This is a genomic window from Salinifilum ghardaiensis (assembly GCF_054491345.1).
The window spans coordinates 793,511-807,706 of record NZ_CM137101.1; the positions used below are offsets into that span (position 1 = coordinate 793,511).

The 14,196-nt window shown below is 72.8% G+C and carries 13 protein-coding genes and 1 pseudogene; 10 read left to right on the plus strand and 4 right to left on the minus strand.

Annotated elements, in window-relative coordinates; all coding sequences use genetic code 11:
- The first annotated feature begins 216 nt into the window (after positions 1-216).
- Positions 217-966 (plus strand): arsenate-mycothiol transferase ArsC, encoded by a 750-nt coding sequence (locus ACVGV0_RS03530; RefSeq protein ID WP_459158418.1) that lies wholly within the window; start codon positions 217-219, stop codon positions 964-966.
- 248 nt (positions 967-1,214) lie between these two features.
- On the opposite strand, the gene ACVGV0_RS03535 is transcribed toward ACVGV0_RS03530, so the two are convergent.
- Positions 1,215-1,508: a VOC family protein gene (locus ACVGV0_RS03535; RefSeq protein WP_459158419.1), complete on the minus strand. Its 294-nt coding sequence runs from the start codon at positions 1,506-1,508 to the stop codon at positions 1,215-1,217.
- Positions 1,509-1,966: 458 nt separating this feature from the next.
- On the opposite strand from ACVGV0_RS03535, the gene ACVGV0_RS03540 reads away from it, so the two are divergent.
- The 3 genes from ACVGV0_RS03540 (at position 1,967) to ACVGV0_RS03550 (ending at position 3,849) form a co-directional block, all read left to right on the plus strand.
- Positions 1,967-2,167 carry a cold-shock protein gene (locus ACVGV0_RS03540; RefSeq protein ID WP_459158420.1) on the plus strand — a complete coding sequence of 67 codons (201 nt, stop codon included), beginning with the start codon at positions 1,967-1,969 and terminating at the stop codon, positions 2,165-2,167.
- A gap of 130 nt (positions 2,168-2,297) precedes the next feature.
- Positions 2,298-2,567, plus strand: coding sequence for a hypothetical protein (locus ACVGV0_RS03545; protein WP_459158421.1), 270 nt, complete (start codon positions 2,298-2,300; stop codon positions 2,565-2,567).
- A gap of 418 nt (positions 2,568-2,985) precedes the next feature.
- Positions 2,986-3,849, plus strand: coding sequence for an AraC family transcriptional regulator (locus ACVGV0_RS03550; protein WP_459158422.1), 864 nt, complete (start codon positions 2,986-2,988; stop codon positions 3,847-3,849).
- A gap of 61 nt (positions 3,850-3,910) precedes the next feature.
- Here ACVGV0_RS03550 and ACVGV0_RS03555 read toward each other — a convergent pair.
- Positions 3,911-4,204, minus strand: a pseudogene (locus tag ACVGV0_RS03555) (zinc-binding dehydrogenase); the annotation flags it as partial.
- Between ACVGV0_RS03555 and ACVGV0_RS03560 the strand changes: the two are divergent.
- Together ACVGV0_RS03560 and ACVGV0_RS03565 are read left to right on the plus strand one after the other, a co-directional pair.
- The gene (locus ACVGV0_RS03560) at positions 4,172-4,549 is read left to right on the plus strand and encodes a hypothetical protein (RefSeq protein ID WP_459160127.1); all 378 of its coding nucleotides are present in this window, start codon (positions 4,172-4,174) and stop codon (positions 4,547-4,549) included. The pseudogene ACVGV0_RS03555 and the gene ACVGV0_RS03560 overlap by 33 nt on opposite strands.
- 443 nt (positions 4,550-4,992) lie before the next feature.
- A complete protein-coding gene (locus ACVGV0_RS03565) occupies positions 4,993-5,949 on the plus strand; it encodes an FAD-dependent oxidoreductase (RefSeq protein ID WP_459158423.1) in 957 nt (318 codons plus the stop codon).
- Between the two features lie 3 nt (positions 5,950-5,952).
- Here ACVGV0_RS03565 and ACVGV0_RS03570 read toward each other — a convergent pair whose 3' ends face one another.
- Positions 5,953-6,249, minus strand: coding sequence for a 4a-hydroxytetrahydrobiopterin dehydratase (locus ACVGV0_RS03570; protein WP_459158424.1), 297 nt, complete (start codon positions 6,247-6,249; stop codon positions 5,953-5,955).
- Positions 6,250-6,438: 189 nt separating this feature from the next.
- Between ACVGV0_RS03570 and ACVGV0_RS03575 the strand changes: the two genes are divergently transcribed.
- A complete protein-coding gene (locus tag ACVGV0_RS03575; RefSeq protein ID WP_459158425.1) occupies positions 6,439-7,308 on the plus strand; it encodes a (deoxy)nucleoside triphosphate pyrophosphohydrolase in 870 nt (289 codons plus the stop codon).
- 90 nt (positions 7,309-7,398) lie between these two features.
- Here the strand turns inward: ACVGV0_RS03575 and trpS are convergent, their stop codons facing one another.
- Positions 7,399-8,403 (minus strand): tryptophan--tRNA ligase, encoded by a 1,005-nt coding sequence (gene trpS / locus ACVGV0_RS03580; protein WP_459159913.1) that lies wholly within the window; start codon positions 8,401-8,403, stop codon positions 7,399-7,401.
- Positions 8,404-9,266: 863 nt separating this feature from the next.
- Here trpS and ACVGV0_RS03585 point away from each other — a divergent pair.
- From ACVGV0_RS03585 to ACVGV0_RS03595, 3 genes are all read left to right on the plus strand, one after another.
- Positions 9,267-9,575 (plus strand): YciI family protein, encoded by a 309-nt coding sequence (locus tag ACVGV0_RS03585; RefSeq protein WP_459158426.1) that lies wholly within the window; start codon positions 9,267-9,269, stop codon positions 9,573-9,575.
- A 365-nt stretch (positions 9,576-9,940) separates the two neighbouring features.
- Complete coding sequence (typA, locus tag ACVGV0_RS03590; RefSeq protein WP_459158427.1) at positions 9,941-11,941, plus strand: translational GTPase TypA; 2,001 nt, start codon at positions 9,941-9,943, stop codon at positions 11,939-11,941.
- A gap of 344 nt (positions 11,942-12,285) precedes the next feature.
- Positions 12,286-14,040 (plus strand): ABC transporter family substrate-binding protein, encoded by a 1,755-nt coding sequence (locus ACVGV0_RS03595; RefSeq protein WP_459158428.1) that lies wholly within the window; start codon positions 12,286-12,288, stop codon positions 14,038-14,040.
- The last annotated feature ends 156 nt before the right edge of the window (positions 14,041-14,196 follow it).

The window sequence follows — 14,196 nt, forward strand, 5'->3', positions numbered from 1 at the left end:
ACAATCAACCGGAACCCGAGGAACAGCGGAGCATTTCCTTCCACGTGGAAGGACGATTTCCGCTTTTCCGCGGAGAGGGATTTCCGGCGACCACCTGCCGGGAGTCGCAATTGCTCGCCCCCGCGGGCGCGGGCACCCATCACCGCGGATTCTGCGCGAGGGGTGCTCAGCAGAAGGGCATTCGCACGTTCCACGCACCACCCCTGCGCACGGCAGGTGGCCCGCCGCCCGCGCTCGCTCGCCGCACCGCGCATGAGCGCCCCAGTCCCGATCGAGCAACCACCACGTACCGATCCACAGGCGGATGCCATGTCCACGCACTCCCACCACGACGCCGGGCGGTGCCCGCCGTCCACCGCGGACGTTCCCGAACTCCTCGACCGGGCCGCCGACGATCTGCACTTCGAATTCCAGGGATTTTTCGCCCGGGAAACGATTCGTGCCGTCCTCTCCGCGGCCCACGCCGATCTCCGCGAGACCACCCGGGTGCACACCCACCTCGTCGCGCTCGCGACGCGCTCCGCGCACGAGTACCTCTCCTCGGTCGTCGAGTGCGCGAAAGACCCCTTGTCCTCACCTCCCGAAGTGCTGTTCGTCTGCGTGCGCGACGCCGGGCGTTCCCAGATGGCTGCTGAGATGTTGCAACATCGCGCACGAAGCCGCGTGAACGTGCGCTTGGCCGGCTCCGCGCCTGCTGGGACGATCGGTCCAGCAACTCGAGAAGCGATGGCGGAATTCGGCGTGGAGCTGCAGCAGGAGGGGCCGGAACCACTGGGGCCTCGGGCGGCCGCGGCGGCCGACGTGGTCGTCACGACGGGCCGTGGCGACACCCTCCCGCTCTACCCCGGAAAGCGTTACCTCGACTGGGAGGTCGAGGACCCGGCCGGAAAGCCGATCGAAGAAGTGCGCGGCATCAGGAACGACATCGACCGCCGGGTCACCGGACTGCTCGCCGAACTGGTCTAGCAGGTCCGCGGTTCTCGGAGGAGCGCTCGGAGCTGAGCAGTTGCACCGGCCGGTGCGCGCGGCACGAGCGGGCCGGAAACTCCGTGCTGCAGGGGAGGCCGGCCCACCGGCCACCGTGCACGGCCCTTCGGGTGCGGAGTGGACACGTGAGGCCGGGACCTCCTGATCGCCGCGTCCGCTCGAATGCCGCACTCGCCGCGCTCCGCCACCCTCACCCCCGAACTCCACGGAGGACGGTGGGAAGGAACTCACCAACGAAGTCGGTGCGCATGCTGAGCTCCCAGCCCGATCAGGCGCTCGAGCTCATCCGCCGTGGCGACGCCATCAGCACGCAGGTCGAAGCGGAGGCGGTTCTTGCCTGCCTCGTGCTCAGGGACCGGAGCAACGTCGATGTGCGGCCACGCACCGTTCAGCGGTGCGACCCCGATAACTCCTTCGGCGGACTCCTCAACGATCCGCCAATCGAGCACTTGGCACCAGAAGTCGGCGACGGCGCGGGGATCAGCGGCGTCGATGGCGAGAACTGCGATGCGGTTGGGCATTCCGCCAGCCTCATCCACGGGAGCCGTGGGATCAAGACGACCTCGGTGCTCGCGGCGCCGCCGGCGGGATCACCTTCCGACCGGAACGGGTTCGAGGACGTTCGACCGCCGGTCCTGCCGGGTCGGCGAGCACCGGCGGGCGCGGTCGTCCCGGCGCGGTCGTGGCACGTGCTGTCCGGGCGGGCCGGCGGCGTCCACCACCGGTCCGCGCGCCGCGGTGCGCGGGGAGACCCCGGCGCGCGGCACCGCGTGTTTGTCGGACGAGCGCGCGGGGTGTACCGTTCGTGGTGGTCGTTGTTAGTTCTGGTTCGTGTTTCGCGCACGCTCGCAGGATGTCGATGCGGGCGAGCTGCTGTCTTTGGTGAAACTGGAGCTGGCTGCCGTCTGAGATCCCTCCGGCCCGGGCTGCCACGCCGTGTGGTCGTCCGTCATACCCCAGCTCCCCGAAGGAGACAGTCATGATCCAAGGAACCGTGAAGTGGTTCAGCGCGGAAAAGGGCTTCGGCTTCATCGCCCCCGACGACGGCGGTCCGGACGTGTTCGTCCACTACTCCGCCATCGACGCCTCGGGCTTCCGCGAGCTGAGCGAGAACCAGGCCGTGAGCTACGAGGTCACCGAAGGGCCCAAGGGCCCGCAGGCCTCCACCGTGCGCGTCTGATCGGGACTCCGGTCCGCGCTCGCACCCCGTGGTGCCCGTTCGAACGCGACTCGTTCGAGCGGAAGCCACGGGGTGCTCCCGCATTCGGCACGTCCGCTGACCGCAGGAGCGTGCCCTCGAAAGGAGTTGCATGAGTACTTCGACATTCCGCCACCGCGGTCCGCCCGCCGGTCACCGGCAGAGCGGCCCTGCCGCGCCCGAGACGTCGCACCGGCACCACGACCGGACGCGCGCGGTCGACACGGCACCGCCGGTGCACTTCGTCGCACCCGAGACGGGCACCAGCGAACAGCCGGCGCCCACCCCGCCGTCGACCGGGGACAGCGCTGCTTCCACGCACCACCTCCGTTCGCCCTTCATCCCCGCTCCCGCTGACGGCGAACTCGCCGACGAGCGCTGACGAGCGCACCGCGCAGGAGCTCGTTCCCGCGCGCCGGTGAACAGCAACACTCCGACCGCGTGCGGGACGGCCGCGTCCGCCCGGTCAGCAGGACCGCTCCAAGTCGCAGCGCGCACTCTCGCGCCGAGGGCGGCGAACTCCGCTCGACGGCCGCGATCGGTTCCTCCCCCGCGTTCCGCCGCGCTCATCCCTCCGCACACCGGACCGCTGCCGCAGCGCACGAGCACCCGCGCCGAGTCCGGACTCCCCGCCCGGCGCCGACGACCGCCCGACCGCGTGCCGGGCAGAATCGACGGCAGCCCGCAGCGGCGCGGCGCACGCACCCCGTGGCACGCGTCACCCGACTCGTCCGGGCACGGATCGTCGGGTGCGCGGGCGGGGCGCTGCCCTACGTTCGAAGTCGGGAGGGAGATCCGGCATGCTCGACCGCTTCAACGAGGCGATGGCCCAGATCGAACAGCACCTCGGCGAGGAGCTCGACGTGGGACGGCTGGCGCGCACCGCGCGCACCTCGGAATACCACTTCCGCCGGATGTTCTCGGCGCTCGCGGGGATTCCGCTGTCGGAGTACGTGCGCAGGCGGCGGCTGACGCTGGCCGCCGGACGCGTGCTCGCCGGCGTCGAGCCGCTGCTCGACATCGCGATCAGCTGCGGCTACACCTCCGGCGAGGCGTTCGCCCGGGCGTTCCGCGCGATGCACGGCGTCGGACCGGCCGAGGCGAGGCGGACCGGTGCGGTTCTCCGCTCCCAACCGCGCATGGTGTTCCACCTCACCGTCGAAGGGAGCGCGTCGATGGACTACCGCATCGCAGAACGAGGGGATTTCCGGATCATCGGCCACAGCACCGTCGTTCCGATCATCCACGTGGGACCGAACGAATCGATCGACGAGTTCGTCCGGAGCATCGGGTCCGATGAGGTCGAGCGGCTGGTGAAACTGTCCGATCAGGAACCGCGCGGCGTCGTGGCCGCGGTGGAAGCGCTCGACGAGTCCCGCGAGGAGGGCGCTCGGGTGCACTACCTGCACGGCGTCGCCTCCACCGCCGAAGCACCGCGCGGCACCGACACGTGGGAGGTCCCCGCGGGAACCTGGGCGGTGTTCACGGCTTCGGGAGAGGCGCCCGAGGCCGCGCAGTACCTGTGGCGCGACATCTACACCGAGTGGTTCCCGTCGAACCCGTACCGCAGCGCACCGGGACCGGCGGTGCTGTCGACCGAACTGTCCGAGGACGGGTCCCGGATGAGCTGCGAGCTGTGGATCCCGGTCGAGCACGAGGGGTAGGACGCTTCGCGGAGTCCGGTCGGACGCGTCCGAGGCGGCCGTCCGCCCCGTCGAAGGCCAGGTCGACACCGGAACCGCCGGCCGCTTCCCGCACGCGTTCGGTCCAGCCTTCCGCGGAGTGGTCCACCGCGCGGTGCGCACCCAGCTCCCGCGCCAGCGCGAGCTTGCGCTCACCGCGGGCCGCCGCGATGACGTGCGCGCCCGCGGCGCGCGCGAGCTGCACCAACCAGGTGCCCGCGCCCCCGGTCGCAGCCGCCACGAGGACCGACCGGCCCGCGCCGAGCTCGGCGGTGGTCGACAGGTTCAGCGCGGTGACGCCGTCGTGCAGCGCTGCGGCCGCGTCCGCATCGGTCACCGCGTCCGGAACCGCGACGCAGTCGTCGACATCGGCGACGATCCGCTCGGCGTAACCGGTCGCGGCGCGGGCCAGCGCGCGGCGGCCGCGCCAGTCAGGATCCACGCCCTCGCCGGTGGCCAGCACCCTGCCGCCACCGCCACCACCGGGAACGTAGGGCGGTTCGAGCGGGAAGTGCTCACCTCCCCAGCCCGACCGCAGCAGCGTGTCGAGGTAGATGACGTCCGCGGCCGCCGTTCGCAGAACCACCTGGCCCGGACCCGCCGCGGGGTCGGGGACCTCCTCGACCGCCATGACGTCGGGGCCGCCGAACTCCCGCATCTGGATCGCACGCACAGCAGCTGAACTCCTCGTCGTCGGAAACGCGTGCGCGCAACCTAGAGGTTCGAGTGAACTCGAAGTCAACGCCCGCTGCGCGTTCGCCGGGCGTCCTGGCCCCTCCCGCCCGTGGCCGGAACTTCTGCGGTGCGCGGGATCGGCGGCATGGGCGGTGATCCGTGCTCAGCGCAAGCAGATCTGCCGCGGATCTCACCCGAAAGGAGGGTTTGGGCGTTCCGCGAGAAATATTCCAACCCCTGGTCAGGAAGGGGAAACGCGGTTCGGATCGGTGCGCGCCGCGCACTCCGGGTGAAACCCTGCCGCTGCCCCGGGGTGACGGGAGCGCGCCCGACACGTGACTGCTGCGCCCGCTCGTACGCGGGAACGCGGTCCGCCTTCTCGAACGCGGGAATGCGGCTCGCCCGCTCGAGAGCGGGAACGCGGTCCGCCCGCCTGATACGGTGCGGAGCGTGGCTGAGGTGCGCGCGCCGGTGCTCGTGATCGGAGCCGGGGTCATGGGGCTGACCACCGGCATCGTGCTCGCCGAAGCCGGATGGCCGGTGCGCATCCGCACCTCGGAGCCGCCCGCCGAGACGGCCTCGGCCGCCGCCGCGGCGATGTGGGCGCCGGCGATGCTGGAACCGCGCGAGCGCGTCGTCGAGTGGGTCTCCCGCACGCACGCCGAACTGGTCCGCCTCGCCGAGGACCCCGAGACCGGGGTGCACCTGGCCGGCGGGCGCATCGCCGCCCGCTTCGACCTGAGCGTGGGGCTGCCGCGGGAAGCGGAACTCGTGCCCAACCTGCGCCGCTGCACCGCGAACGAGCTGCCCGCGCCGTTCCTCAGCGGTTACCACGGCACGTTCCCGCTGGTGGACATGCTGCGCTACCTCGACTACCTGGTGCGCCGCTTCCGCGGCGCCGGGGGTGAACTGCTGCGCTCGGAAGTGCCGGTGCTCGCGGACGCGGCCGCCGAGTCGGACCGGGTGGTCAACTGCGCCGGCATCGGCGCTCGCATGTTCGGCGATCCCTCGGTCGTGCCCGTCTGGGGGCAGCAGGTGGTCGTGGAGAACCCGGGCGTCGAGGAGTTCCTGCTCGAGATCGCCCGGGAGACCGAGTTCGTCTCGATCATGCCGCACGCGGACCGCGTCGTGCTCGGCGGGATCGCCGCCGAGCACGAGTGGTCGACCGCGCCCGACCACGAGCTCAGCGAGCGGATCATGGCCCGGTGCGCCCGGGTGGAGCCGCGGTTGAGCCGCGCGCGCCGGCTCGAGGAGCGGGTGGGACTGCGCCCCGCGCGCCCGCGGGTGCGCGTGGAGGCCGAGGACTACGCGGGGGCGCGGATCGTGCACAACTACGGCCACGGCGGCTCCGGCGTCGCCCTCTCCTGGGGGTGCGCCCACGCCGCCGCGGAGCTGGTCGGGCGGTGAGGCTCAGCCGAGCAGCTGCTCCACGACTCCGTTGATCTCCCGCGCCAGCGAGAAGTCGTTCTCCGTGAGGCCACCGAGGAAGTGCGTGGTGCACGCGAAGCGGACGACCGTGTGGCGGATGTCCACGTCAGGGTGGTGGTCCTCGGACTCGGCGATCTCCGCGATCCGGTTGACCGCCTGGATGGCCTGGGTGAAGGACGGGAACTCGACGGTGCGCGAGATGCTTTCGCCTTCGCGCTTCCACTCCGGGAGGTGTTCGAGGGATTCGGTGATCCGCTCCTCGCTCAGCAATTCGACCATGTGCGCCATCCTCGCGCAGCGGCCCCGTGCGATGCGAGCCGACGCGGCCGGGCGCGCTGAGGACCCGGGAGCCACTCTGGAACGGTTCCAGATTTTCCAATTTTCATGAAAATTGCGTTGACCGATTCAGCGCGAGGTCGGGAGAGGCCGCCGCGGTGGCGCGGGTGCGGCGGGGCACCATGGGTGCCCGTGCCGGAACAGCGGATGACCGGGGTGATCGACGCGCCCGCCACGACGGTGGCCGCGGCGCTGCGCCACACGCGCACGGCCGAGCGGGCCCTCGCCGGGGTGGGCGTGCGCGGCCGGGCGCGCACCGGAGCGGGCGAACTGCTGCTGCCGGGGGACGTGCTCGACTTCCGCGTGCACGCGTGCGGCGTGCGCGTGCCGATGAGCACCCGGATCACCGAGGCCGGCGCAGGCGGGGTCCGCTCCGCGGGGCTCGGTCCGCGGCCGCGCGAGCTGCGGCACGACTCGACCGTGAGCGAGGGGGCCGGGGACGCGGTGCTCACCGAAACCGCGTCCTGGCAGCTGCTCGGCGGCGCGGCCGCGCGTGCGCTGGAGAGGGGGCCGGCGGATGCGGTGGTGCGCCGCTTCGTGCGCCGCGTGCTCGAAGCGCGGCTGGCGGTGGTGCGCGACCTCGCCGAGACCTGGGCGGGACGTCCGGTGGTGGTGGGCGCGGCCATCGTCCGCAGTGGACTCCTGCTGGCGCAGCAGCGCCGCCGTCCGGCACGGCACGCCGGGCGCTGGGAACTCCCCGGCGGGCGCGTCGAACCGGGCGAGAGCGAGCACGACGCGGTGGTGCGCGAGTGCTCCGAGGAGCTCGACGTCACCGTGCGCCCCGTCGCGCGGGTGGGTACCGACGTCCCGCTGCCGAACGGGATGCTGCTGCGGATGCACGCCGCGGAGCTCGTCGAGGACGGCGCCGACCCGCGCCCCGTGGAGCACCGCGCACTGCGGTGGCTGCCAGCACCGGAGCTGTCGAGCGTGGACTGGCTGGAGGCCGACCGGCTGGTGCTGCCCGCGCTCGCGGGACTGCTCGGCGCGGACAGCACCCGGTAGGGACCGCGCAGCGCCGCCGGGGCCGCTCGCCGGCCAGTGCGGACCCCGGCCAGCTCGGTGCGCACCGGTGCCGCCCGGGGCGGGCTCCCTTCAGTCCAGCCCGCCCAGCCCGGCCAGCCGCAGCGCCGCGTCCAGGCGCGGGCGCATCCGCTCCCGCGCCCGCTCGGCCCCGCGGGCGCGGACGCGCGCCAGCTCGCCGGGGTCGTCCAGCAGCTCGCGGGCCCGCGAGCGCACCGGTCGCAGGGTCTCCACGACCGCCTCGGCGGCGGCCTCCTTGAGCTGCGCGTACGAATCGATCCCGGAGGCCGCCGCGTACGGGCTGCGGTCCTGGCAGGCCCCGAGGACCTCCAGCAGGTTCGCGACCCCGGGCTGCTGCTCCGGCGCGTAGCGCACCGCGCCGCGGTCGTCGGTGACGGCGCGGCGGAACTTCCGCCGGATCGCGTCCGGCTCGTCGAGCACGAACACCACCCCGGCTGACTGCTGCGTCGACTTGGCCATCTTGCGCTCGGGGTCGGCGAGATCGCGCACCCGGGCTCCCACGAGCGGCGTCACCGGCTCGGGCACGGCGAAGGCGGCCCCGTGGGCGTGGTTGAACCGGCGGGCCAGGGTGCGCGCCAGTTCGACGTGCTGCTGCTGGTCGGCGCCCACCGGTACGTGCGTGGCCCCCTGCGCGAGGATGTCGGCGGCCATGAGCACGGGATAGGTGAGCAGCCCGAGGCGCACCGCCTCGGCACCGGTGCTCTTCTCCTTGAACTGCACCATGCGCGCGGCCTCGCCGTGGGTGCACGCGCATTCGAGCACCCAGTTCAGCGCGCCGAGCTCGCAGGCCAGGTCGGACTGCACGAACACGGTTTCCGGGGCGAGCCCGGCCGCGAGCAGCACGGCGAGCTGCTCCCGGGTGAGGGTGCGCAACCGCTCCGGGCTGTGCGGGGTGGTCATGGCGTGCAGGTCGGAGACGAAGTACAGGTGCGCGTCCTGCTGCGCCGCTCCCCCCGAGCTCCGCTCGCGGCCGGCCTGCTGGTCGGCGACCCAGCGGCGCACGGCGCCGAGGTGGTTGCCGAGCTGGACGTGCCCGGAGGGGGTGATCGCGGACAGGAGCGTGCGCGGGGAGCGGTCGCCGTCCGGGCGCCCCGCCGATGGGTGCCCTGCCGATGGGTGCCCCGCCGGTGGGTGCTCAACCGACGGTTCGGGGTGCTCGAGGTCCGCGGTGCGCGCGGTGGAGTGCATCGTTCCTCCTCGGTGGCCTTTCCACCACCGGGAACGACGTCGCTGCGACCGGCCGCCCGGTGGCGGCCGGTGATCAGGTGCGTCAGCGCACGCGCACTCGGGGCCGCCCCGCGGCGGCCCACCAGGATCCGTGCTGAAGTGCGCGCACGTCGGTGATCCTACACGTCGGTGATCGGCGTTCCTCGTGTTCAGCGGCCGAGTCGGCGAAGCGGCCAGGGTTTCGATGGCGCCTTCGAGCGCTCGTGCATCGCGCGGTTGTTGCGTGGAGAGCTCGTCGAGGAACTTCTCCGCCTGTTCGAGCAGTTCGACCTGATACCCCGCGGTCGATGACCGCGCCGTCCGGCGTACGAACGGCACCCGCTCGTTGTCCCCGGCCTCGTGCGCTTCCGGGGCTTGGTGCACGGCTTCGGTGTCGACGAGCTCCTCGAGGGCCTCGAGCAGTTCCGCGTCCTCGGCCGGGACCACGGCAGCGGAGCGGTGTCCGTGCTTGGTCAGGTACGTGGTCTCGCCGGCGGGCTCCGCGCGTGCGGTCACCGGCCCCAGCTCTGCGCGAGCCTCGCTCGCGGGCATCTCACCGGTCACGTGCAAAACGCACATTGATGGGATGGTCGTGCGCCAGGCCCGGCCGGCATCGGGTTCGGCCGTGCTGCGGGCGCTCCAGCGGGTGCGCACCAGCCGTTCCTGCGCGCAGGTGATCGGCGGCACCGGGCGGGCGGCGTTACATTGGGAGAATGTACGTGGTCTTGCTGCATTTCACCGCACCGAAAACCCGCGTCGACGAGCGGTTGGTCGAGCACCACGAATGGGTCAACCAGCATTACGAGGCGGGGGATTTCATCTGCGCCGGAACCCGCGAGTCGGAGGACGGCGTGGTGATCATCGCGCGCGCGATGTCCCGCGGGAGGTTGGACGCGCTCCTGGCGACGGACCCGTTCGTCCTGCACAAGCTGGCCCGCTACGAGGTCATCCCGTTCGAGGTCCGGCACACCATCCCCGAACTCGCCAATTACGCTGATTCGGTGCGTTCGTCGAGCCAGTGACCGACCGGGTCCGCATGATCCGACCCCGGTGACGCCGAGGTCCCGGTGACGTCGAGGTATCCGCCCCGGCGGCGCCGAGGTCGGATCATCCGGCACCGCGTTCCGGAAGCGGTTTTCCGGAACGCGAATTCCCCGAGCGGTGCGATTCCGGCGCGGCCGCGGAACTGCGCGGGCGGCGAAGAATTCCCTCCGGTTCCCGCGCGCGGGCCGCGGTGAGCGCGCCGAGCCCCCAGCAGCACGACCCCGCGCGGGCTCCTGCGCGCGGGCAGGAGCCGGGGCGAGGAGCGCCTGCCGGCGCCACCGGTGTTGCACCGGGCACGTGCGCGCCGCTGGCCGCAGCTGCTGGACTACCCTGGGTAGAGCGCATGCCGACCTCGTGGCACGGAAACGAACTCCCGGTCGGCAGCTTTCCGCGTAGAAGGAGCAGGAGTAACCGCGTGTCCAGCAGCCTCAGCGCCCCAACCAGGTCGGTGACCGCGCGCCCCGACCTGCGCAACGTCGCCCTCGTGGCGCACGTTGACCACGGCAAGACCACTCTGGTGGACGCGATGCTGCGTCAATCCGGTGTGTTCTCCGAGCGCACCGAGCCCGTCGACCGGATCATGGACTCGAACGATCTGGAGCGGGAAAAGGGCATCACGATCCTGGCGAAGAACACGGCCATCCACCGGCAGACCGAGGGCGGGCCGGTGACGATCAACGTCGTCGACACCCCCGGCCACGCCGACTTCGGCGGCGAGGTGGAACGCGCCCTGAGCATGGTGGACGGCGTGCTGCTGCTGGTGGACGCCAGCGAGGGGCCGCTGCCGCAGACCCGGTTCGTGCTGCGCAAAGCACTGGCGGCGAAGCTGCCGGTGCAGCTGGTCGTGAACAAGGTCGACCGCGCCGAGGCCCGCAGCGCCGAGGTCGTCGAGGAGGTCCACGACCTGCTGCTCGAGCTGGCCACCGAACTGGCCGCCGAGATGGAGGACGGCGGGATCGACGAGGAGGCCGTCCTCGACATGCCCGTCGTCTACGCCTCCGCCCGCGCCGGCCGCGCCAGCCTCACCCGCCCCACCGACGGGGAGGTGCCCGAGGACGAGAACCTCGACGTGCTGTTCGACCTGCTGCTGCGGAACGTCCCCGCGCCGACGGTCGACCTCGACGCCCCCACGCGGGCGCTGGTGACCAACCTGGACGCCTCGCCGTTCCTCGGCCGGATCGCGCTGTGCCGGATCCACGCGGGCACGCTCCGCAAGGGGCAGAACGTGGCCTGGTGCCGCGCCGACGGCAGCGCCCAGCGGGTCCGCCTGACCGAGCTGCTGAAGAACGACGGGCTGGAGCGCGTCCCCGCCGAGGAGGCCTCCGCGGGCGATCTCGTCGCCATCGCGGGCATCCCGGAGATCACCATCGGTGACACGCTCGCCGATCCGGAGGACCCGCAGCCGCTGCCGCGGATCACCGTCGACGAGCCCGCCATCTCCATGACCTTCGGTGTGAACACCTCGCCGATGGCCGGCCGCAACGGCGGCACCAAGCTCACCGCGCGCCAGGTGAAGTCCCGGCTCGACCAGGAGCTCATCGGCAACGTGAGCATGCGCGTCGAGGACACCGAGCGCCCCGACGTGTGGGAGGTGCAGGGCCGCGGCGAGCTCGCCCTGGCCGTGCTGGTGGAGACGATGCGCCGCGAGGGCTTCGAGCTCACCATCGGCAAGCCGGACGTGGTCACCAAGCACGTCGACGGCAAGCTGCACGAGCCCTTCGAGCGGCTCAGCGTCGACGTGCCCGAGGAACACCTCGGCAACGTCACCCAGCTGCTGGCCGGGCGCAAGGGCAAGATGGAGACCATGTCCGGCCACGGCACCGGGCGCATCAAGCTCGACTACCTGGTGCCCTCCCGCGGGCTCATCGGCTTCCGCACCGACTTCCTCACCGAGACCCGCGGCGGCGGTATCGCCAACCAGGTCTTCGAGGGCTACTTCCCGTGGGCGGGGGATCTGCACACGCGCCACTCCGGTTCGCTGGTGGCCGACCGGTCCGGGCCGGTCACGACGTACGCGCTGATGCAGCTGGCCGACCGCGGCACGTTCTTCGTCTCCCCGGGTGACGAGGTCTACGAGGGCATGGTCGTGGGCGAGAGCCCGCGCAACGAGGACCTCGACCTCAACGTCACCAAGGAGAAGAAGCTCACCAACATGCGCTCGGCCGGAGCCGAGGAGCTGGAGCGGCTCGCGCGGCCGCGCACGCTGAGCCTGGAGGAGGCCCTCGAGTTCTGCGGCGGCGACGAGTGCGTGGAAGCGGGACCGAAGGCCGTCCGGGTGCGCAAGAACACTCTCGAGGGGGGTGCCCGCGCCCGCGAGCGCTCCCGCGCCAAGTCCCGCGGCTGACGGCCCGCCGCGCGTGGCCGCCCGGTCTCCGCTGTCCGGGGTGGGCGGCCGGGGGCTGCGGGTGAGTCGGACGTCCCCGCCCGACTCGCCGCGCCGGCCGTCCGCGGACTGCCCCGTCCTGCCGCGAGCGCGGCCCCGCCTGCCACCCGGTGTGCGGGGGCGCGCACCGGCTCGGGACCCGTGTGCGGACGCCCCGCCCGTCCGGTGCGGCCGCCGGTTCCGGTCTGCCCGGTCCCCGGGCAGGCCCGGTGCCGGGGCCCCGATGTCCGGGCGCGCGGGCCGGCACGTAACGATAGGAGCCTCGCGGGGTTCCGCCGCGGGTGTCGACCGAGGGGAGGTTCGGCGTGCAGCAGGGGCACCGCCGCCGACGCGTCGCGCTCCCGGTGCTGGTGAGCGCGGTCGGACTGGTGGCAGCCTGCACCAACGCGCCACCGCCGCCGCTGGCGGACCCGAACGAGACCACCCCGCCGCCGCCCTCCTCGGACGTGCCGACCACGCAGCCCATGCCGACCGAGGTCGTCGTCGGGGTGGACGACTTCGAGGGCGGTTTCAACCCGCACACCCTCGCCGACATGTCCCCGTCCACCTCGGCGCTGGCCAACCTCATGCTGCCCTCGGTGTTCGTGCCGGGGAAGGACGGCGCGCCCGCGCTGAACACGACGCTGATGGAGTCGGCCGAGCCGGTCCCGGGCGCGGAGAAGTTCACCGTGCGCTACCGGATCAAGCGGGAGGCCAGCTGGTCCGACGGCGCGCCGATCGCCGCCGAGGACTTCGTCTACCTCGCCGAGCAGATGAGCACCCAGGCCGGCGTGGCCAACCCCGCCGGGTACCAGCTCATCGACGACGTGTCCTCCTCGCACGGGGGCAAGGTCGTCGACGTGACGTTCACCCAGCCGTTCCAGGGCTGGCGCTCCCTGTTCGACCACCTGCTGCCCGCGCACCTGATGCGGGACGCACCGCGCGGCTGGAACACGGTCCTCGACAACGGATACCCCGCTTCCGGGGGACCGTTCGCCATCCGGCAGGTCGACCTGGACCGCGGCGAGGTCTCGCTGGAGCGCAACGACCGCTACTGGGGACCGCCGGCGCGCGCCGACCGCCTGACGCTGCGCGCCGTGGACACCCCCCTGCAGGTGGAAGCCCTGCGCAGCGGTGATTCGCACCTGGCCGTGTTCGACAGCGACAAGCGCACGCTGGACACGCTGCGCTCCCTCGGGGACAAGGTGGACGTGCGCACGGTGCCGCGGCCGCAGACGCTGCAGATGCTGCTGCGGCCGGACAGCCCGGCCCTGGCCGACACGCCGGTGCGCCGCGCCGTGCTCGCCGGGCTGGACCGGCAGCGGCTCGTCACCGCGGGCACCGGCGGCGGCCCCGCGCAGGGCCTGACCGCGCACGCCCAGGTGCGTGCGCCCTCCGAGCCGAGCTACCGGCCCACCGAACCGCCCGCGGTCCGCTCGAAGCCGGATCCGCAGCGCGTCCGCCAGCTGCTGCGCGAGGCCGGCTACACCGAGTCCGGGGGGCGGTGGACCCGCGGCGGCGAGCGGCTGACGCTGACCATCGCCGCCCCGTTCGAGCGGCAGAGCTACCGCGACGTGGCCGAGGAGGCCGCCCGGCAGCTGCGCGAGCTCGGCATCGGGGCCACCGTGGTCACCCCCACCGGTGATGAGCTGTACGGGTCGATGCTCTCGGCGAACCCGCTGCAGCAGGAGTCCTCCGGCGAGTCGGCCGTGGACATGGCGGTGGCGCCGCGCGCCGCGGGAGGCGATCCCGCGGCCATGCTGGCCTCCTCGTTCGGCTGCGCGGGCACCGTGCCCGGTTCGGACCAGCCGGTGCCGTTCAACCCGACGGGCTTCTGCGATCCGCTGCTGCAGCCGCGGATCGACGCCGCGCTGGCGGGCCGGGTCGACCCCTGGCGGGCCTCGCGCGCGGTCGAGGGCGAGGTGTGGGCCGAGGCGGTGTCGCTGCCGCTGTACCAGGACGCGCAGGTGGTGGCCGTGCGCCGGGACACCGAGGGCGTCGGCCCGGGCAACGGCTTCGCCGGCCCGTTCTCCACCGCCGGCGAGTGGCGCGGCAGCCCGATGGACCACGACGGCTGGTGAGCTCCGGTGCGACCGGGCGGGCGGTTACCCGATGTCGGGGGTCCCGCAGCGAGGCCTCGCCGGAGGCCCCTCCCAGCTACCCCCATCCCCCCGCCCTCAACAGCCGATCCGCGGACTCCCTGAACCGGCCGATCCGCGGACTCACCTACCCTGGGC

Coding starts and splice junctions, on each gene's coding strand:
- ACVGV0_RS03535 (WP_459158419.1), bottom strand. CDS start 1,508: ATGCCCAACCGCATCGCAGTTCTCGCCATCGACGCCGCTGATCCCCGC.
- ACVGV0_RS03540 (WP_459158420.1), top strand. CDS start 1,967: ATGATCCAAGGAACCGTGAAGTGGTTCAGCGCGGAAAAGGGCTTCGGC.
- ACVGV0_RS03545 (WP_459158421.1), top strand. CDS start 2,298: ATGAGTACTTCGACATTCCGCCACCGCGGTCCGCCCGCCGGTCACCGG.
- ACVGV0_RS03550 (WP_459158422.1), top strand. CDS start 2,986: ATGCTCGACCGCTTCAACGAGGCGATGGCCCAGATCGAACAGCACCTC.
- ACVGV0_RS03570 (WP_459158424.1), bottom strand. CDS start 6,249: ATGGTCGAATTGCTGAGCGAGGAGCGGATCACCGAATCCCTCGAACAC.
- ACVGV0_RS03585 (WP_459158426.1), top strand. CDS start 9,267: ATGTACGTGGTCTTGCTGCATTTCACCGCACCGAAAACCCGCGTCGAC.
- typA (WP_459158427.1), top strand. CDS start 9,941: ATGCCGACCTCGTGGCACGGAAACGAACTCCCGGTCGGCAGCTTTCCG.